Source organism: Streptomyces sp. NPDC096205 (assembly GCF_044763135.1).
Lineage (GTDB): Bacteria > Actinomycetota > Actinomycetes > Streptomycetales > Streptomycetaceae > Streptomyces.
In genome coordinates, this window is the sequence record NZ_JBIWFS010000003.1 from 732,491 (window position 1) to 750,157 (window position 17,667).

Here is a 17,667-nt window from a genome sequence, read left to right on the forward strand (position 1 = left end):
GGAACCCCGAGCCGGTCCGCGGTGTACCAGAAGCAGATACCGGTCATCGCGGATCGGAGGGGACATGGGGGTTCGGAGCGGGGCGCTGCGGATGCGGCTGAGGCCGTGGCTGTGGTGCGGGCTGCTGTTGGCGCTGCTGGCCATGGGCGCGGCCTGTATGAGAGGCGAGGACGGGGGTCAGGACAGGGGCGGGGGCGAGCGTGCGACGGCCGGTGGGGCGGCGCATGGCGGCGAAGGCCGGGGTGCGGAGGCAGACGGGCGCATACCGTCGGCCACCGACCTCCCCGGCCGGCCGCACTCCATCGGCTTCGCCGCCGACGGCAGCGGCTTCACTCTGCTGGCCGAGTGCGACGAGTCCCGCTGCCGCCAGCACGTGGCCGTGCTGGACGCGGGCGCGCGCAGATGGCACCGGGCCGTGTCCCCGCTGCCGGACGTCACCGGGGACGAGGGCATCAGCGCCGGGCTGGAGGTGCTGGGGACGGGCCGTGCGCTGATCAACGAGGGCGCCGAGAGACTCGACCTGCCCGCGCGCACCTGGTTCACCCGGGACGCGGGCCGCACCTGGACGCGCGGCACGACCTGGCCGACAGGCAGCACGGCCTCCGTCCCCGTGGGCGCGCCCCTCCTCACGGAGTGCCTGAAGCTCCGGACCGACGGCAACGAGTGCGCGCGCAACAGGCTCCTGACCGTCCTGCCGGACACGGGCGAACACCGCGTCCTGCGCGCCCGGCCGCCGCTGAAGGGCCTGCTGTCCCCGGCCGGGGACGTCGCGGACAACGCGCTGTTCGTGGCGGGGGAGGACCCGCGGAGCGGCCTGCCCTCGCTCGCCCTGAGCCAGGACCGCGGCCGCACCTGGCAGCCGACGCACCTGACGGACGCGGCGGCCGGAGCCTGGCCACCCACAGTGGTCGCGGGCCCGAGCGCGCTGTATGCGATCCAGGGCGGTCAACTGCCCGACCGCGAAGGGGTGAAGAACGGCCTCGTCGCCATCCACCGCAGCGGCGACGGCGGCCACACATGGGTCCGGGTCTGGAGCTACCGCGCGGGAGTGCAGCCGCTGTCCGTGCTCGGCGACCCGGTCGCGGCCGACGACCACAGCCTCACCGTCTACGGCGAGAAGGGCGTGTGGCGCAGCACCGACGGCGCCCGCACCTTCCGGCCGACAGACGTCCGGGGCATCGCCGGCTCGGTCCGGCGCACTCCGCTCGGCTGGCTGTGGACCGACAGCTACGGCAACGGCGCACAGCGCATATCGGCGGACGGCATCCACTGGCACGGCTTCGAGCTGGGACAGGAGTGACCTCGCGGCACGGCAACATCGGGCTTGCACCTCACGTCACGTGAGGCGGCACCGTGGAGTGCGTACCGAGAAGGGAGCGGAAGTGAGCTACTCCGTGGGACGGGTCGCCGGATTCGCCGGGATCACGGTGCGCACGCTGCACCACTACGACGACATCGGCCTGCTCGTACCGAGCGAGCGCAGCCACGCGGGGCACCGGCGCTACAACGACGGCGACCTCGACCGGCTGCAGCGGATCCTGTTCTACCGAGAGCTCGGCTTCCCGCTCGAAGAGGTCGCCGCCCTGCTCGACGACCCGGACGTGGACCCGCGCGAACACCTGCGCAGGCAGCATGAACTGCTGACCGCCCGGATCGAGAAGCTGCGCAAGATGGCGGAGGCCGTGGAGCACGCCATGGAGGCACGCACGATGGGAATCAACCTCACGCCCGAGGAGAGGTTCGAGGTGTTCGGGGACAAGGACCCCGAGCAGTACGCCGAGGAGACGGAGCAGCGCTGGGGCGGCACCGAGGCGTACGCCGAGTCGCAGCGCCGCGCCGCCCGCTACACCAAGGAGGACTGGAAGCGCATCCAGGCCCAGGTGAGCGACTGGGAGCAGCGCTACACCGCGCTGATGGCCGACGGGCAGCCGTCGACCGGTGAGCGCGCCATGGACATGGCCGAGGAGCACCGCCGGCACATCGGCACGTGGTACTTCGAGTGCCCGTACGAGATGCACACCTGCCTCGGCGAGATGTACGTCGCCGACGAGCGCTTCAAGGCGTACTACGACTCCATGCGCCCCGGCCTCGCCGAGCACCTCAAGGAGGCGATCCTGGCGAACGCCGCACGCCACAGCGCGTAGGCCCCGCGGCCCCGGGAGTGGGGCAGGGGATCACTCCCGGGTCACGACCACCGCGGTCCCGTACGCGCACACCTCGGTGCCGACGTCCGCCGCGTCCGACACGTCGAAGCGGAACGCGAGCACGGCGTTGGCACCCCGCGCGCGGGCCTGCTCCACCAGGCGCTGCATGGCCTGGTTGCGGGTCTCCACGAGCGTCTTGGTGAGGCCCTTGAGCTCACCGCCGACCAGGGACTTCAGGCCCGCGCCGATCTGGCTGCCCAGATGGCGGGAGCGGACCGTCAGCCCGAAGACCTCGCCGATCACCTGATCGACACGGAATCCGGGGACGTCGTTCGTCGTCACGACCAGTACGTCGGGCTGCGGCCCCTGGCCGCCGCCGAAGTCTTCGAGGCTCATGGTGCACAGCTTTGTGCCAGTCGGCCCACAGTGCATCCTGGAGAACACGGTGGAACCTGGGGCGGACGCGAGGCGTTGATAGCTTTGACCGGCCGTACTGGACGCCGCCGAACTTCCCCTCACCCCTCAGGAGCCCGCAGCCGTGACGACGCTCGCCCTCGGACCGAGCTGGCTCGATCCGAACTACCTGCTCGACGACTTCGGGATCTGGGGCCTGCTCCTGATCGTCTTCGCCGAGTCCGGGCTGCTCATCGGTTTCTTCCTGCCGGGTGACTCCCTGCTGTTCACGGCCGGCCTGCTGATCACCTCCGGCCAGCTGGACTTCCCGCTGTGGGCGGCGATCGCGCTGATCTGCCTCGCCGCGATCCTGGGCGACCAGGCGGGCTACATGTTCGGCAAGAAGGTCGGCCCGTCCCTCTTCAACCGGCCCGACTCCCGCCTGTTCAAGCAGGAGAACGTCACCAACGCCCACGAGTTCTTCGAGAAGTACGGCCCGAAGTCGCTGGTCCTGGCCCGCTTCGTGCCCATCGTGCGCACGTTCACGCCGATCATCGCCGGCGTCAGCGGCATGCGGTACCGCTCGTTCCTCGTCTTCAACATCATCGGCGGCGTCCTGTGGGGAGCCGGAGTCACCCTGCTCGGCTCCTGGCTGGGCAACATCGACTTCGTCAAGAAGAACATCGAGGCGATCCTCATCCTGATCGTCCTCATCTCGGTCGTCCCGATCGCCATCGAGTTCCTCCGCGCCCGCTCCCAGGCCAAGAAGAACCCGCCCCAGCGGACCCAGCCGCAGCCCCCGGCCCAGCAGCAGTACTCGCAGCAGTACCAGCCGATGGACGACGCCACGACCCAGCTGCGCCGCGTCGACGAGCCGGACGAGCAGCAGCAGTACGGCCACTACGACCAGCAGCAGTACGGCCAGGACCAGGGCAGCTACGACCAGCAGCAGTACAACCAGGACCACGGCGGCTACGACCAGCAGCAGTACGCGCAGCAGCCGTACGACCCGTACTACGACGGCCGGCAGTACCCGCAGCAACAGCAACAGCAGTACCCGCAACAGCAGCAGTACCCCTACCCCTACAACGAGGGCGAGCAGCAGTACCGCTGAGGCACCCGGGTCAGAAGCCCCTGGTGCGCTTGGCGGCCTTCCGCGCCCCGTCGGCGGCGATCGGCAGACGCAGGAACAGCCGGGAGACCTCCGACCCCAGGTTCACCCCGATGGCGATGGCCATCGCCAGCGCGGCGGCCTTCGTCAACGACCCGAGCCCTTTGTCCACCTCGTTCTGCGCGATGGACAGCAGCCCGAAGTACGTCGCGGAGCCCGGCAGCAGGGGCCCGATCGCCGCGGTCGTGTACGGCAGAGCCGAGGCGTACCGGTACCGGGACAGCAGCTGCCCGAACAGGCCCACGAGCCCGGCCGCCACAGCCGTTGAGGCGACGGGGGACAGGTCACCGGCGTAGTGCATGGCGCCGTACACGGACCAGGCGACGCCGCCGTTGAGGGTGACGGCGAGCACGGTGGACCGTTCCTGCTGGAGCAGCACGGCGAAGGTCAGGGACAGCAGCATCGAGGCGATGATCTGCACGACGGGCTGTTTGGTGATGCCGAGGTCGGCGTCGGGGTTGAGCTGCGCGCCGAACTGGACGCCGAAGTACAGCATCACGAGCACCCCGACGACGATGCCCACGAACAGGTACATGACCTCCAGCAGCCGGGCGGCGGCGGTGATGTAGAAGCCGGTCAGCCCGTCCTGCACACCCGCCACGAGGGCCCGTCCGGGCAGCAGGGCGAACAGTCCACCGGTGATGACCGCGGAGGCCTTCACGTCGACGTGCGCGAGGGTCAGCGCGACACCCATCGCGGCGGGCGGCATCGCGGCGACGGTGAACTGGTAGAACTCCGGCAGCCCGCGCCCCGCGCACAGCCAGGCCAGCCGGTCGCCGAGCATCGCGCCCAGCGCGGCCGCGACGAACACGATCGGGTCACCGCCGACCAGCACGGAGGCCGCGCCGGCCAGCAGTCCGCTCGCCAGGGTCAGCGCCCAGGTCGGGTAGGGGTGCCGGTTGCGGCGGATCTCGGCGAGGCGCCGGTAGGCCTCCTCCAACGAGACATGGGTCTCCGCATCGCAGATGTCGTCGACCAGCTGGAACACGGCCGCCAGCCGCGTGTAGTCGGTGCCGCGGCGCCGTACGGTCCGGGCGGCCGACACCGGGTCGTCCACCAGGGACGGCTGGTAGGAGATCGACAGCAGGGTGAAGGTGACGTTCGGCTCGCAGCGGTCCAGGCCGTAGGAACGGCAGACGGCGAACATGGCCGTCTCCACGTCCTCGGCGCTCTCCCCGCCCGCCAGCAGCAGCTCACCGAGTCGCAGCGTCAGGTCGAGCACGCGCGGGACGGCCGGGCCGCCCTCCTCCGTCCGCTGCACCGGCTCCGGCGCTGGCCGCTCGGCCACCGGCATCCGCAGCATCGTGCGCATCCGGTCCTGCCACGGCCCGCCCTTGGTCAGGCTCACCACCGGTATCCCGGCCGCGGGCGTGAACGCGGGCGGCGCGGCCTTGGCGCTGTAGGTGCTCGGCGTACTGAACGCCGACCCCTCCGGCTCGGCGTCGGCCGGATGGACGTCGAGGCCCGCGGGAATCGCGAACTCCGACGTCGTCGACGACTCCGAGTCCACGGGATCCACCGGCCCGACCCCGGCGGGCGGCGCGAACGCGCTCCTCGCCTCGTCCGACTGCGGTTTGCGGTCCTCCGCTTCCGTCACTTAAAGCAGCGCTCCCTGTACGACACCGAACCCAGGCCAGTATGCGCACAGGTACCCGAACGGGCCGCACGCGTGCGCGTACGGCCCGTTCGGAACAGCAGACTCAGTGGCCGCCCTGGTCCTTGAAGCGCTTGTAGGACCGCTCGATCTCGGCCTCGGCCTCGATGCGACCGACCCAGTCGGCGCCCTCGACGGACTTGCCGGGCTCCAGGTCCTTGTAGACCTCGAAGAAGTGCTGGATCTCCAGGCGGTCGAACTCCGACACGTGGTGGATGTCGCGCAGGTGCTCCACGCGCGGGTCGGTCGCCGGGACACACAGCAGCTTGTCGTCGCCGCCGGCCTCGTCCGTCATCCGGAACATGCCGATCGCGCGGCACTTGATGAGGCAGCCGGGGAAGGTCGGCTCGTCCAGGATGACCAGCGCGTCCAGCGGGTCACCGTCCTCGCCGAGAGTGTTCTCGACGAAGCCGTAGTCGGTCGGGTAGGCGGTCGAGGTGAAGAGGCGACGGTCCAGGCGGATCCGACCGGTCTCGTGGTCCACCTCGTACTTGTTCCGCGAACCCTTCGGGATCTCGATCGTGACGTCGAACTCCACCGGTGGTTCCTCCATGATCAGCGCACAGTTCTGGTGATTAAGTGTCCCTCACGCAGGTGTGTGATCGCGAAAGGGGCTGGTGTCGTGCCAGAGCTGAGGCCTTGGCGGGCGGCGACCGCGCGGGTGGCGCGGGTCTCGAACGCCGTACGACCTCGTCTGGGCCGGGTCACCGCGGCCGCGAAACCGCGGGTCGCGCGGTGGGTGCGGACCGCAAACCCGCAGGTCACAAGGGTCAGAACCTGGCAGTACACCGCGGGCGCCGCCACCGCCGGACTGGCGCTGGCCGCCGGCGTCGTGACCGCCGCGGGGCCCTGGGATTCCACCGGTCAGCGTACGGCCGAGCGGGAGCGGGCAGCCGCCCAGGAAGCCACAGGTGGCGCAGATCACGGCTCCGGTGCGACGGCCGCCGCACCCCGCCCCGCCCCCAGCGCCGTCTCCGTCCTCACCGGACTCGGCGGCGCCGCCCCCGTCACCAAGTCCGTCCCGGGCGCCCGCCCCCTCGCCGACGTCCTGAACCCCCTGCTCTCCGGCCCCGCGCTCGGCGAACGGCACGCGGCCTCGGTCGTCGACCTGGCCACCGGCCGCCGCCTGTACGGCTCCGGCGCCGACGACGCCCTCATCCCCGCCTCCACCACCAAGGTCGCCACCGCCGTCGCGGCCCTGTCCGCCCTCGGCCCCGACCACCGCCTCACCACCCGCGCCGCCCTGGAGCCCGACACCGGCGAACTCGTCCTCGTCGGCGGCGGCGACCCCACCCTCACCGCCCGCAAGGACCCCGAGGGCTGGGCCAGCCTGCGCACCCTCGCCGCCCGCACCGCCAAGGAACTGCGCGCACGCGGCGTACGCCAGGTCACGCTGTCGTACGACACCACGCTCTACGCCGGTCCCGAACTCCACCCGATCGGGGTCAACGACAACCTCGCCCCGGTGACCTCCCTGATGGCCGACGAGGCCCGCACGGACAACTCCGGCAGCGGCCCGGCCCCGCGCACCGCCGAGCCCGCCGCCGACGCCACACGCGTCTTCGGCGACCTGCTGAAGTCCCACGGCATCACCACCACCGAGCCCGGCCCCTCCAAGGCGAGCACGCGCGCGCAGACCCTCGCCACCGTCTCCTCGCCGCCGCTCGGCACCCTCGTCGAGCGCATGCTGACCAACAGCGACAACGACATCGCCGAGGCCCTCGTACGCCACATCGCCCTCGCCTCCGGCGAACGCCCCGACTTCACCGGCGCCGGCCGCGCGGTGCACACCCGGCTGAAGAAGCTCGGCCTGCCGACGAAGGGCGCCGTCTTCACCGACGGCAGCGGCCTCAGCCGCGAGGACCGCCTCACCACCGGCCTGCTCACCGCCCTGCTCGCCAAGTCGGCCGACCCCGCCCACCCCGAGCTCCGCCCCGTCCTGACCGGCCTGCCGGTGGCCGGCTTCACCGGCACCCTGACCAGCCGCTACACCGACGGCGCCGCCGGCCTCGTACGAGCCAAGACAGGCACCCTGACCGGCGTGAACGCCCTGGCCGGCACGGTCGTCGACCGAGACGGCCACCTGCTGGCCTTCGCGTTCCTCACCTCGGGAACGGTCGACCCGACGGCGACACAGAAGGCCCTGGACGAAACCGCGACGGCACTGGCGGCCTGCGGCTGCCGGTAGCCACGGGCGGGCGCGGCGGACAACGCTCTGCCCCCAGCGGCAGCGCTCACGTACCGTTGACGCATGACCAGCATCGGTGGTGCCGCATCTGCCGGAATGATCGACTGGAACCTCGCCGTGGCGACCGCGACCCGGCTCGTACGGCCGGGCCCCGAGATCAGCCGTGACGAGGCCCGCGCCGTCGTCGCCGAGCTGCGCCGGCACGCCAAGGCCTCCGAGGAGCACGTCCGCGGCTTCACCCGGCTCGGCGTCGACGGCCTCGACGACACCCCGGTCCTCGTCGTCGACCGCCCCGGCTGGGTCAAGGCCAACGTCGCCGGATTCCGGGAGATCCTCAAGCCCCTGCTCGACAAGATGCAGGAGCGCCGCTCCGGCAGCCCCGGCGGTGCCGTGCTCGGCGCGGTCGGCGGCAAGGTCACCGGGGTCGAGCTCGGCATGCTGCTGTCGTTTCTGTCCTCCCGGGTCCTCGGCCAGTACGAGACCTTCGCCCCCTCCACGCGCGACCTGCCGGCCGGCGCGAACGGCGGCGGCAGGCTGCTGCTCGTCGCGCCGAACATCGTCCACGTCGAACGCGAGCTCGACGTGGAACCCCATGACTTCCGCCTGTGGGTGTGCCTGCACGAGGAGACCCACCGCACCCAGTTCACCGCCGTGCCCTGGCTGCGCGCCCACCTCGAGGGCGAGATCCAGGCATTCCTCGCCGAGACCGACGTCGACCCCGGCACCGTCCTCGAACGCATCCGCGAGGCCGCCCAGTCACTCGCCGGGGGCCGGCCCGAGGGCGAGGAGGACGACGGCGGCCGCTCCCTCGTCGAGATCGTCCAGACGCCCGCCCAGCGCGAGATCCTCGGTCGGCTGACCGCCGTGATGTCCCTGCTCGAAGGCCACGCCGACTACGTCATGGACGGGGTGGGACCGGAGGTCGTCGCGAGCGTCGCCGAGATCCGCGAGAAGTTCCAGCAGCGCCGCGCCAAGGGCGCCTCCCGCCTGGACCTCGCGCTGCGCCGGCTGCTGGGCCTGGACGCCAAGCTCCGCCAGTACCGCGACGGCGAACGCTTCGTACGGGCCGTCGTCGAAAAGGTCGGCATGGACGGCTTCAACCGCGTGTGGACGTCCCCGAACACGCTCCCCACCAAGAGCGAGATCGGCAAACCGGCGGACTGGATCGCACGGGTGCACGGAAAGCCCGAGGCCTGAGACACGAGGGAACTCGAGAGGATGCGGTGAACCGCTTTCGGCCGACGGCAGGCGAACGCCCCTCCAATCACCCGTCCGAGGGACCGTGGGCCATGAACAGGCGTGCAATGCTCGGGGAACGGCCCGGTTCTGTCACCATCTACACACTCTGAGTGACCGAGCTCGGGGCTCACCCCCGAAACTTCATGAAGGGAACCGGACATGGGTCCCCATCCTGCGGTCGCGGCGATACGCCTGGCGGTCCGCCGCGTCCTCCACGACATCCTCAACGACCACACCCCCGCCCAGCAGGGCACCGCCCACGAGCGCCCCCCGACGCCGCTCGTGCTCGTCGCCTGCTCCGGCGGCGCCGACTCCATGGCGCTCGCCTCCGCCCTCGCCTTCGAGGCGCCCCGGCTCGGCATCCGGGCCGGCGGCATCACCGTCGACCACGGCCTCCAGGCCGGCTCCGACCTGCGCGCCCAGGAAGTCGTCCTGCGCCTGCGCGGAGTCGGCCTCGACCCCGTCGAGGCCGCCACCGTCACCGTCGGCCGCGACGGAGGACCCGAAGCCGCCGCCCGCGACGCCCGCTACGCCGCCCTGGATGCCGCCGCCGCACGCCACGGCGCCGCCGCCGTCCTGCTCGGCCACACCCGCGACGACCAGGCCGAGACCGTCCTGCTCGGACTCGCCCGCGGCTCCGGCATCCGCTCCCTGTCCGGCATGGCCGCGGTCTCGGGGGCCGACGGCCGCTACCGGCGCCCCTTCCTGCAGCTCGACCGGCAGACCGCGCGCAAGGCCTGCATGGTCCAGTCCCTGCCCGTCTGGGACGACCCGCACAACACCGACCCCGCCTACACGCGCTCCCGGCTGCGCCACGAGGGCCTGCCCGCGCTGGAGAAGGCCCTCGGCAAGGGCGTCATCGAGGCCCTCGCCCGAACGGCCCAGCTCTCCCGCGACGACGCCGACGCCCTCGACGCCTGGGCCGGCCAGGCGGAGGCCTCCGTCCGCGACGCCGCCGGGCTGCTGGAATGCGCCAAGCTCTACGCCCTGCCGCCCGCCGTACGCCGCCGGATCCTGCGCCGCGCGGCCATCGAGGCGGGTGCTCCGGCCGGCGCGCTGTTCGCCCGCCACATCGAGGAGGTCGACCGGCTGATCACCGGCTGGCGCGGCCAGGGAGCCATCAACCTCCCCGGCAAAGTCGTGGCCCAGCGCCAGGGTGGCAGACTGGTGATTCGGCAAGGCTGAATCTCTCCCCCTGGGAGATCCCCGGTCCCTCCCCGCGGAGGGGCCGGACGGCCGGTGTGGGACGACCGAAAGTGATGCGGGTGGACGCGAAAGACATGGGTGCCGACCTCAAGCAGGTGCTCATCACCAAGGAAGAGATCGACGCGAAGCTGGCCGAGCTGGCCGCGAAGATCGACGCGGAGTACGCGGGCAAGGACCTGCTCATCGTCGGAGTCCTCAAGGGCGCGGTGATGGTCATGGCCGACCTCGCCCGAGCGCTGTCCACCCCCGTCACCATGGACTGGATGGCCGTGTCGTCGTACGGCGCCGGCACCCAGTCCTCCGGCGTGGTGCGGATCCTCAAGGACCTCGACACGGACATCAAGGGCAAGCACGTCCTGATCGTCGAGGACATCATCGACTCCGGCCTGACCCTGTCCTGGCTGCTGTCCAACCTCGGCTCCCGCGAGCCCGAGTCGCTGAAGGTGTGCACCCTGCTGCGCAAGCCCGACGCGGCCAAGGTCGCCATCGACGTCGAGTGGGTCGGCTTCGACATCCCCAACGAGTTCGTCGTCGGCTACGGCCTCGACTACGCCGAGAAGTACCGCAACCTGCCGTTCGTCGGTACGCTCGCGCCCCACGTCTACGGCGGCTGACCCGAAGGGCCCAGCTCCTTACGAAGATCGGGAACCCCGGCGGGCGCCTGGCCGTTGGAGCATCCAGACGGCCATCGCCAGTCGTTCGCCAGTCGTCCGTGCGGCTTCGGGCGACAATGCTGGGGTACCGTCAGAAGAACTGTCTTATCAAACTCACTATGGCAGGAGGGACGGGGCGGCACCGCTCCGTATGGATGGACGTGAAGCGATACTTCCGTGGGCCGGTCATGTGGATCGTGCTGGCCGTCCTTGCCGTGGTCGTGTTGATGCAGGTCGTCGGCTCGTCCGGTGGCTACAAGACGGTGGACACCGGCCAGGTCGTCCAGGCGATCAATGAGAACAAGGTCGAATCGGCCAAGCTGACCACAGGCGACGAACAGACCATCAAGGTCGAGCTGAAGGACGGCCAGAAGGTCGAAGGCAGCTCGAAGATCCAGGCGAGCTACATCGGCGACCAGGGCGTGACCATCGCCGGCACGCTGCAGCAGAAGTTCCAGGACAAGCAGATTCCGGACGGCTACACCGTCTCGCCGTCGAAGCAGAACCCCATCGTGGGCATCCTGCTCTCCCTGCTTCCCTTCGTCCTGATCGTGGTCGTCTTCCTGTTCCTGATGAATCAGATGCAGGGCGGCGGCTCCCGAGTGATGAACTTCGGCAAGTCGAAGGCCAAGCTCATCACCAAGGACACCCCCAAGACCACGTTCGCCGACGTCGCCGGCTCGGACGAGGCCGTCGAGGAGCTCCAGGAGATCAAGGAGTTCCTCCAGGAGCCCGCCAAGTTCCAGGCCGTCGGCGCCAAGATCCCCAAGGGCGTGCTGCTCTACGGCCCGCCCGGCACCGGCAAGACCCTGCTCGCACGTGCCGTCGCGGGCGAGGCGGGCGTGCCGTTCTACTCGATCTCCGGTTCCGACTTCGTCGAGATGTTCGTCGGTGTCGGTGCCTCCCGAGTCCGTGACCTGTTCGAGCAGGCCAAGGCGAACGCCCCGGCCATCGTCTTCGTCGACGAGATCGACGCGGTCGGCCGCCACCGCGGCGCCGGCCTCGGCGGCGGTCACGACGAGCGCGAGCAGACCCTGAACCAGCTGCTCGTCGAGATGGACGGCTTCGACGTCAAGGGCGGCGTCATCCTGATCGCCGCCACCAACCGCCCCGACATCCTCGACCCGGCCCTCCTGCGGCCCGGCCGCTTCGACCGCCAGATCGCGGTCGACCGCCCGGACATGCAGGGCCGTCTGGAGATCCTCAAGGTTCACCAGAAGGGCAAGCCGGTCGCACCGGACGTCGACCTGGCGGCCGTCGCTCGCCGCACCCCCGGCTTCACGGGTGCCGATCTGTCCAACGTGCTGAACGAGGCCGCGCTGCTCACGGCCCGCTCGGACAAGAAGCTGATCGACAACCACATGCTGGACGAGGCGATCGACCGCGTGGTCGCGGGCCCGCAGAAGCGGACCCGGATCATGTCGGACAAGGAGAAGAAGATCACCGCGTACCACGAGGGCGGCCACGCCCTGGTCGCGGCGGCTTCCCCCAACTCCGACCCGGTCCACAAGATCACGATCCTCAGCCGCGGCCGCGCGCTGGGCTACACGATGGTCCTGCCGGACGAGGACAAGTACTCCACCACCCGCAACGAGATGCTGGACCAGCTGGCCTACATGCTGGGCGGCCGCGCTGCGGAGGAGCTCGTCTTCCACGACCCGACCACGGGCGCGGCGAACGACATCGAGAAGGCCACCGCCACGGCCCGTGCCATGGTCACCCAGTACGGCATGACCGAGCGTCTCGGCGCCATCAAGTTCGGCGGCGACAACACCGAGCCGTTCCTCGGCCGTGAGATGGCCCACCAGCGCGACTACTCGGAAGAGGTCGCCGCCCTGGTGGACGAGGAAGTCAAGAAGCTCATCGAGAACGCGCACAACGAGGCCTGGGAGATCCTGGTCGAGAACCGTGACGTCCTCGACAACCTGGTGCTTCAGCTGCTGGAGAGGGAGACGCTGGGCAAGGAGGAGATCGCCGAGATCTTCGCCCCGATCGTCAAGCGTCCGCCCCGGCCCGCCTGGACCGGTTCCTCCCGCCGTACGCCGTCCACCCGCCCGCCGGTGCTCTCCCCCAAGGAGCTCGCACTGACCAACGGTGCCAACGGCTCGACCCCGGCGATCAGCACCGCCAAGTCCACGACGACCGACGCCGCCCCGGCGGTCGAGCCGGTCACCGAGGACCGCCCCGAGAGCTGACACGCCGGCCCCGGTGACCTCACCGGGCCCGGAATGGATGCCGCGCCCCCCTGGTTCTAGCCTGGGGGGCGCGGCATTTCGCATGCCCGCATGTAAGACGCGTGATCCATACGCGACAGGCACAGGAACGAGGCACCAGATGACCGACCCCGTGACGCTGGACGGCGAAGGCCCCATCGGCGAGTTCGACGAGAAGCGCGCCGAGAACGCCGTACGCGAACTGCTGATCGCGGTCGGCGAGGACCCGGACCGCGAAGGCCTCAAGGAGACGCCGGGGCGGGTGGCGCGGGCCTACAGGGAGATATTCGCGGGGCTGTGGCAGAAGCCCGAGGACGTGCTCACGACGGCGTTCGACCTGGGCCACGACGAGATGGTGCTCGTCAAGGACATCGAGGTGTACTCGACCTGTGAGCATCATCTGGTGCCGTTCAGGGGCGTCGCTCACGTCGGCTACATCCCGGCCACCTCCGGAAAGATCACCGGCCTGTCCAAGCTGGCCCGGCTCGTGGACGTCTACGCCCGCCGGCCGCAGGTGCAGGAACGACTCACCACGCAGATCGCGGACTCCCTGATGGAGATCCTCGAGGCGCGCGGCGTGATCGTCGTCATCGAGTGCGAGCACATGTGCATGTCGATGCGGGGAATCCGCAAGCCCGGCGCCAAGACGCTCACCTCGGCCGTGCGCGGCCAGCTGCGGGACGCGGCGACGCGCAACGAGGCGATGAGCCTGATCATGGCTCGCTGACGTCGCGCGTGGCGTGACGGCCGCGACGGGGTGTGGCCGGAGCTACGCCGCCGGGGCCGCGCCCGCGCCGTTGTGTTCGTCGTCCTCCGGGAGTCTGCAGACGCGCTCCAGGAAGATGGCTGCCGCTATGACGCCGATGCCCGCGAGGACGGAGAAGCCGGCGTAGATGGCCTGGTCGCGGCGGGCGGGGATGTCGAGGTACTCCAGCAGGAAGACGCCCGTGCCGCCGTACATGCCGGCGACGAGGGCGGCGACCAGGGCGCTGGCCTGGCCGAAGACGACCGCGCGGGCGGCCATGAGCAGGTCGACGCCCTTGGCGCCGGGGCGGCGCTCGCGCTGGGCCTTGAGGCGCCCGCGCAGGGAGAGGGCCGTGGCCAGGAGGATCGCGGCGATCACGGCCAGTACGATGGGGGCGGCCAGGGGGACGCTGGGGAGCGTTCCGACGGAGTTCCACAGGCGGGCGCCCGCCCAGGACAGGATTCCGGCGACGACGAACACGCCTGCCAGCACCCTGATGCGCAGCTCTCTCACGGTGTCCCTTCAGCTCCCCCCGGACGTGCCTGGTCGTGTTGACCTTAACGACTACTCGGGCAGCCGGAGTTCCAGGTCCTTGCGCGGCGCCACGCCTTCGCCGGTGACGGTGTCCAGGAGCTCGGCGACGGCGCCGAGGCCGGGCAGCTGGGCGCCGGGCTCCACGTCGTGCCAGGGGGCGAGGACGAAGGCGCGCTGGTGGGCGCGCGGGTGGGGCAGCGTGAGCGTCGGGTCGTCCGAGACGACATCGGCGTAGGCGACGATGTCGACGTCCAGGGTGCGGGCGCCCCAGCGCTCCTCGCGCACCCGGTGGAAGGCCTCCTCGACCGCGTGGGCCCGCTCCAGCAGGGAGGACGGCGGGAGGGTGGTCTTGAGGATGACGACCGCGTTGAAGTACGAGGGCTGGCTGCCGGGCTCCACGCCCCAGGGCTCGGTCTCGTAGACGGGGGAGACGGCCTTGACGCGGACGCCGGGGGTGTCCTCCAGGGCGTCGATGGCGCCCTGGAGGGTCTCCAGGCGGTTGCCCAGGTTGGAGCCGAGGGAGAGCACGGCACGCCGCGGGTTGTGCAGGGTGGTGTCGGCGGCGTCGACCTTCTCGACGACGGAGGCGGGCACCGGCTGTACGGTCGGGTCGCTGGGACCCTCGGTGAACGATGCGGTCATACTCGGCTCCGGGTGATCGTGATGGTCACGTCGTCGAAGGGGACCGTGATCGGCGCGTCCGGTTTGTGGAGGCAGACCTCGACCTCCTGGACCCCGTCGTGCTTCAGACAGGCCTGGGCGATGCGCTCGGCGAGGGTCTCGATGAGGTTGACGGGCTCGCCCTGGACGACGGCCACGACCTCCTCGGCCACGATGCCGTAGTGCACGGTCTTCGCCAGGTCGTCGTCGGCCGCGGCCGGTCGGGTGTCCAGGCCCAGGACGAGGTCCACGATGAAGGTCTGGCCCTCTTCGCGTTCCTTGGGGAACACACCGTGGTGCCCGCGGGCCTTCAGGCCGCGCAGCGCGACACGATCCACGCGAATCACTCCTGCAATCGTCGGTGACGGCCGGTCCCTACCGCGTGCGGGCGGTACACCGGCCTGGAACGAATCTACCTGCGGGCACTGACAGCGCCGGGCCACGGGGCGTGGGTCCGGGCCGGGGCCCGGGGTGTTCAGCGGGTGTTCTCCCTGGGGAACCCGGCGCCTCACGGGTCGGTAGCCGCCCCTACCCAGGGGACCGTGATTCCAACCACTTCTTGGTCCCTGTGGGGGGTGCGGTGCTGCGCGGTGTCCTCGCTGGGACACCTACCCACTCAGGCCGGGGTGTCCTCGTCGTCTTCCTCGTCGTTCTCCGCCATCACCGGTGAGGCGTGGTGCGACCACATCTTCCAGCCGTCCGGGGTGCGCCGGAACACGTTCGTGGCGACCACGAGCTGGCCGACCAGCGGTCCGAGCTCGCCGCCGGCCTCGGGGGCGGGGCCGCCGCTGAGGATGTTCTCGGTGCAGGTGACCACGGCGGTGTCGCCGGTGACGGAGACATGCACGTCGGTGAGGAAGAACTGGATGTAGTCGGTGTTCGCCATGATCAGCGCGTACGACCTCAGGACCTCGGCGCGGCCGGTGAGGACGGGCCAGCCGGGGTGGACGCAGGAGACCACTCCGGTGTCGGCGGGGTCGTGGTACTCCTCATCGACGCCCAGGTCGGAGGGGGTGAGCCAGAGCGAGGAGAGCTCGTCGAAGTCGCCGCGTTCCATGGCCTCGTAGAAGGCGGTGTTGGCGGCTTCTACCTGCTCGACGTCGGTGTGAGGGGCGCTCACCGGGCTCCTTCGTGAGGGTGCGCGCCGGGCGCGCGGTCGGTTGTGTGCGCGGGGCGCGTCGCTGCCGCGCGGGGTGCGCGGGGTGCGCGGGCTGTGCTGGGTTCTGCGCGCGGGGGCCTGCGGAGGGAGGTGCCTGGCGCGCGGGGTTCGTCGCGAGCCGGGCCGTGGAGAAAGGCGCCCGGCGCGCGGCTCTCTTCGTGCACCAGGTGCCTTGCGCCTGCGCCCGGCGTGCGTGCGTTCATGCCAACCCGGTGGCTCGTGCCCGCTCGCTGGCTCATGCCCGCTCGGTGGTTCATGTCCGCCCGGTGGCTCATGTCCGCTCCGGCGCGGCGGCCTGCTCGCGCGCGGGGTGACCGGTCGCGAGGCGCTCGGTGTGCGCGTCCGTCGCGGGGGCGCCGGTGCGCGCCCCTTCCACGGCGCGTGCGACCCGTACCGCGTCCGCCGTCGCGCGCACCTCGTGCACGCGTACCGCCCACGCGCCGGACTGCGCGGCCAGTGCGGAGACGGCGGCCGTGGCGGCGTCGCGCTCCCGGGCGGGCGGCGGGGCGCCCTCGGGGCCGGCGAGGACCCGGCCGAGGAAGCGCTTACGGGACGCGGCGACGAGCAGCGGGTGGCCGAGGCCGCTCAGCCGGTCGAGGTGGGCGAGCAGGGCGAGGTCGTGCTCGGCCTCCTTGGAGAAGCCGAGGCCGGGGTCGACGACGATGCGGTCGGGGGCGATGCCGCCGTCGAGGACGGCCCGCACACGCGCGTGGAGTTCGTCGACGACCTCGGCGACGACGTCGGCGTAGCGGCCCTTGACGTTGCCGCCCTCCAGGAAGCCGCGCCAGTGCATGACGACGAAGGGCGCGCCGGCGTCGGCGACGGCCGGGATCATGGCGGGGTCGGCGAGGCCGCCGCTGACGTCGTTGACCAGGGCGGCACCGGCGGCGAGGGCCTGGGCGGCGACGGAGGCGCGCATGGTGTCGACGGAGACGACGACACCCTCGGAGGCGAGGCCGCGGACGACCGGGACGACACGGCGCAGCTCCTCGTCCTCGTCGACACGGGTGGCGCCGGGACGGGTGGACTCGCCGCCGACGTCGACCAGGTCGGCACCCTGGGCGACCAGGTCGAGGCCGTGCTTGATGGCGGCGGTGGTGTCGAACCAGCGGCCGCCGTCGGAGAAGGAATCGGGGGTCACGTTGACGACTCCCATGACCGCGCAGCGGTCCCATTCCGGGAGGCCCGCGACGCGCCCGCGTCCGCTCTGCTTGCTCATATGTTCAGCGTAGGCCCCGCGAGGGGCGGGAACGGCGTGCGGCCCGGGCACGGGCCCCGGGAGCGGAGGGGGCGGGGTCCGTGCCCGGGCCTGTCCGGGGTCACACCGCGCGGATCCCGCGGTCCGGCAGGGCGTGTGCGCAGGGGCGCGAACGGCGCGCGTGACGGCGCAGGGCGCTCGGTACAGGCGGGGCGAGGCGCAGAAGCCCCTCCGCCTGGAGGGCGGCGACGATGAGGAGTTCGTCCACGCCGGGGTCGGCCGCGCGGTCACGCCGCATCAGGCCCAGGGAGGCGCCGTCGGGGCCCAAGGGCACGAAGTGCAGGACCGCCCTGAGGCCGCCGTAGGGGCCGGGCGTGTCGTCGGCGAGGTGGGTCGTGGGGTTCAGGCGGTCGCGGTCGGCGAGGTGGGTCGTGGGGTTCAGGCGGTCGCGGTCGGCGAGGTGGGTCGTGGGGTTCAGGCGGTCGCGGTCGGCGAGGTGGGTCGTGGGGT

Annotated in this window: 17 protein-coding genes and 1 pseudogene; 9 read left to right on the forward strand and 9 right to left on the reverse strand. The window is 71.3% G+C overall.

Annotated elements, in window-relative coordinates; translation table 11 throughout:
• The first annotated feature begins 64 nt into the window (after positions 1–64).
• Both ACIQ6Y_RS15775 and ACIQ6Y_RS15780 read left to right on the forward strand, forming a co-directional pair.
• Positions 65–1,300, forward strand: a complete 1,236-nt coding sequence (locus ACIQ6Y_RS15775; protein WP_404038089.1) for an exo-alpha-sialidase — start codon at positions 65–67, stop codon at positions 1,298–1,300.
• 82 nt (positions 1,301–1,382) lie between these two features.
• On the forward strand, positions 1,383–2,144 hold the full coding sequence (locus tag ACIQ6Y_RS15780; protein ID WP_404038092.1) for a MerR family transcriptional regulator: 762 nt from the start codon (positions 1,383–1,385) through the stop codon (positions 2,142–2,144).
• Positions 2,145–2,174: 30 nt separating this feature from the next.
• Here ACIQ6Y_RS15780 and ACIQ6Y_RS15785 read toward each other — a convergent pair whose 3' ends face one another.
• The gene (locus tag ACIQ6Y_RS15785; protein ID WP_404038096.1) at positions 2,175–2,540 is read right to left on the reverse strand and encodes a YbjQ family protein; all 366 of its coding nucleotides are present in this window, start codon (positions 2,538–2,540) and stop codon (positions 2,175–2,177) included.
• A gap of 142 nt (positions 2,541–2,682) precedes the next feature.
• On the opposite strand from ACIQ6Y_RS15785, the gene ACIQ6Y_RS15790 reads away from it, so the two are divergent.
• Entirely contained in the window at positions 2,683–3,651 is a 969-nt protein-coding gene (locus ACIQ6Y_RS15790; protein WP_404038099.1) for a DedA family protein, read from the forward strand.
• A 10-nt stretch (positions 3,652–3,661) separates the two neighbouring features.
• On the opposite strand, the gene ACIQ6Y_RS15795 is transcribed toward ACIQ6Y_RS15790, so the two are convergent.
• A complete protein-coding gene (locus ACIQ6Y_RS15795) occupies positions 3,662–5,305 on the reverse strand; it encodes a threonine/serine exporter ThrE family protein (protein ID WP_404038102.1) in 1,644 nt (547 codons plus the stop codon).
• Between the two features lie 103 nt (positions 5,306–5,408).
• A complete protein-coding gene (locus ACIQ6Y_RS15800) occupies positions 5,409–5,900 on the reverse strand; it encodes an inorganic diphosphatase (RefSeq protein WP_404038105.1) in 492 nt (163 codons plus the stop codon).
• Positions 5,901–5,984: 84 nt separating this feature from the next.
• Here ACIQ6Y_RS15800 and dacB point away from each other — a divergent pair, with 84 nt between their 5' ends.
• From dacB to folE, 6 genes are all read left to right on the forward strand, one after another.
• Positions 5,985–7,550, forward strand: a complete 1,566-nt coding sequence (dacB, locus tag ACIQ6Y_RS15805; RefSeq protein WP_404038108.1) for a D-alanyl-D-alanine carboxypeptidase/D-alanyl-D-alanine-endopeptidase — start codon at positions 5,985–5,987, stop codon at positions 7,548–7,550.
• 63 nt (positions 7,551–7,613) lie between these two features.
• A complete protein-coding gene (locus ACIQ6Y_RS15810; RefSeq protein WP_404038111.1) occupies positions 7,614–8,747 on the forward strand; it encodes a zinc-dependent metalloprotease in 1,134 nt (377 codons plus the stop codon).
• 201 nt (positions 8,748–8,948) lie between these two features.
• Positions 8,949–9,974: a tRNA lysidine(34) synthetase TilS gene (gene tilS, locus ACIQ6Y_RS15815; protein ID WP_404038114.1), complete on the forward strand. Its 1,026-nt coding sequence runs from the start codon at positions 8,949–8,951 to the stop codon at positions 9,972–9,974.
• A gap of 74 nt (positions 9,975–10,048) precedes the next feature.
• Positions 10,049–10,609, forward strand: a complete 561-nt coding sequence (gene hpt / locus ACIQ6Y_RS15820; RefSeq protein ID WP_067028163.1) for a hypoxanthine phosphoribosyltransferase — start codon at positions 10,049–10,051, stop codon at positions 10,607–10,609.
• 194 nt (positions 10,610–10,803) lie between these two features.
• A complete protein-coding gene (gene ftsH, locus ACIQ6Y_RS15825) occupies positions 10,804–12,843 on the forward strand; it encodes an ATP-dependent zinc metalloprotease FtsH (protein ID WP_404038117.1) in 2,040 nt (679 codons plus the stop codon).
• Positions 12,844–12,982: 139 nt separating this feature from the next.
• A complete protein-coding gene (folE, locus tag ACIQ6Y_RS15830) occupies positions 12,983–13,588 on the forward strand; it encodes a GTP cyclohydrolase I FolE (protein ID WP_404038120.1) in 606 nt (201 codons plus the stop codon).
• Between the two features lie 42 nt (positions 13,589–13,630).
• Here folE and ACIQ6Y_RS15835 read toward each other — a convergent pair whose 3' ends face one another.
• The 6 genes and pseudogenes from ACIQ6Y_RS15835 to ACIQ6Y_RS15860 form a co-directional block, all read right to left on the reverse strand.
• Positions 13,631–14,119: a DUF3180 domain-containing protein gene (locus ACIQ6Y_RS15835; RefSeq protein ID WP_404038123.1), complete on the reverse strand. Its 489-nt coding sequence runs from the start codon at positions 14,117–14,119 to the stop codon at positions 13,631–13,633.
• Positions 14,120–14,170: 51 nt separating this feature from the next.
• The gene (gene folK / locus ACIQ6Y_RS15840; protein ID WP_404038126.1) at positions 14,171–14,782 is read right to left on the reverse strand and encodes a 2-amino-4-hydroxy-6-hydroxymethyldihydropteridine diphosphokinase; all 612 of its coding nucleotides are present in this window, start codon (positions 14,780–14,782) and stop codon (positions 14,171–14,173) included.
• Entirely contained in the window at positions 14,779–15,138 is a 360-nt protein-coding gene (gene folB, locus ACIQ6Y_RS15845) for a dihydroneopterin aldolase (protein ID WP_404038129.1), read from the reverse strand. Before folB ends, folK begins: the two co-directional genes overlap by 4 nt.
• Before the next feature lie 278 nt (positions 15,139–15,416).
• Positions 15,417–15,920, reverse strand: coding sequence for a nuclear transport factor 2 family protein (locus tag ACIQ6Y_RS15850; RefSeq protein WP_404038132.1), 504 nt, complete (start codon positions 15,918–15,920; stop codon positions 15,417–15,419).
• A gap of 310 nt (positions 15,921–16,230) precedes the next feature.
• A complete protein-coding gene (gene folP, locus ACIQ6Y_RS15855; RefSeq protein ID WP_404038135.1) occupies positions 16,231–17,178 on the reverse strand; it encodes a dihydropteroate synthase in 948 nt (315 codons plus the stop codon).
• 100 nt (positions 17,179–17,278) lie between these two features.
• Positions 17,279–17,667, reverse strand: a pseudogene (locus ACIQ6Y_RS15860) (hypothetical protein); the annotation flags it as partial.

Excerpts from the sequence above, each read along its gene's own strand:
- ACIQ6Y_RS15775 (WP_404038089.1), top strand. The coding sequence starts at position 65 with ATGGGGGTTCGGAGCGGGGCGCTGCGGATGCGGCTGAGGCCGTGGCTG.
- ACIQ6Y_RS15785 (WP_404038096.1), bottom strand. The coding sequence starts at position 2,540 with ATGAGCCTCGAAGACTTCGGCGGCGGCCAGGGGCCGCAGCCCGACGTA.
- ACIQ6Y_RS15810 (WP_404038111.1), top strand. The coding sequence starts at position 7,614 with ATGACCAGCATCGGTGGTGCCGCATCTGCCGGAATGATCGACTGGAAC.
- tilS (WP_404038114.1), top strand. The coding sequence starts at position 8,949 with ATGGGTCCCCATCCTGCGGTCGCGGCGATACGCCTGGCGGTCCGCCGC.
- hpt (WP_067028163.1), top strand. The coding sequence starts at position 10,049 with ATGCGGGTGGACGCGAAAGACATGGGTGCCGACCTCAAGCAGGTGCTC.
- ftsH (WP_404038117.1), top strand. The coding sequence starts at position 10,804 with ATGGACGTGAAGCGATACTTCCGTGGGCCGGTCATGTGGATCGTGCTG.
- folE (WP_404038120.1), top strand. The coding sequence starts at position 12,983 with ATGACCGACCCCGTGACGCTGGACGGCGAAGGCCCCATCGGCGAGTTC.
- folK (WP_404038126.1), bottom strand. The coding sequence starts at position 14,782 with ATGACCGCATCGTTCACCGAGGGTCCCAGCGACCCGACCGTACAGCCG.
- folP (WP_404038135.1), bottom strand. The coding sequence starts at position 17,178 with ATGAGCAAGCAGAGCGGACGCGGGCGCGTCGCGGGCCTCCCGGAATGG.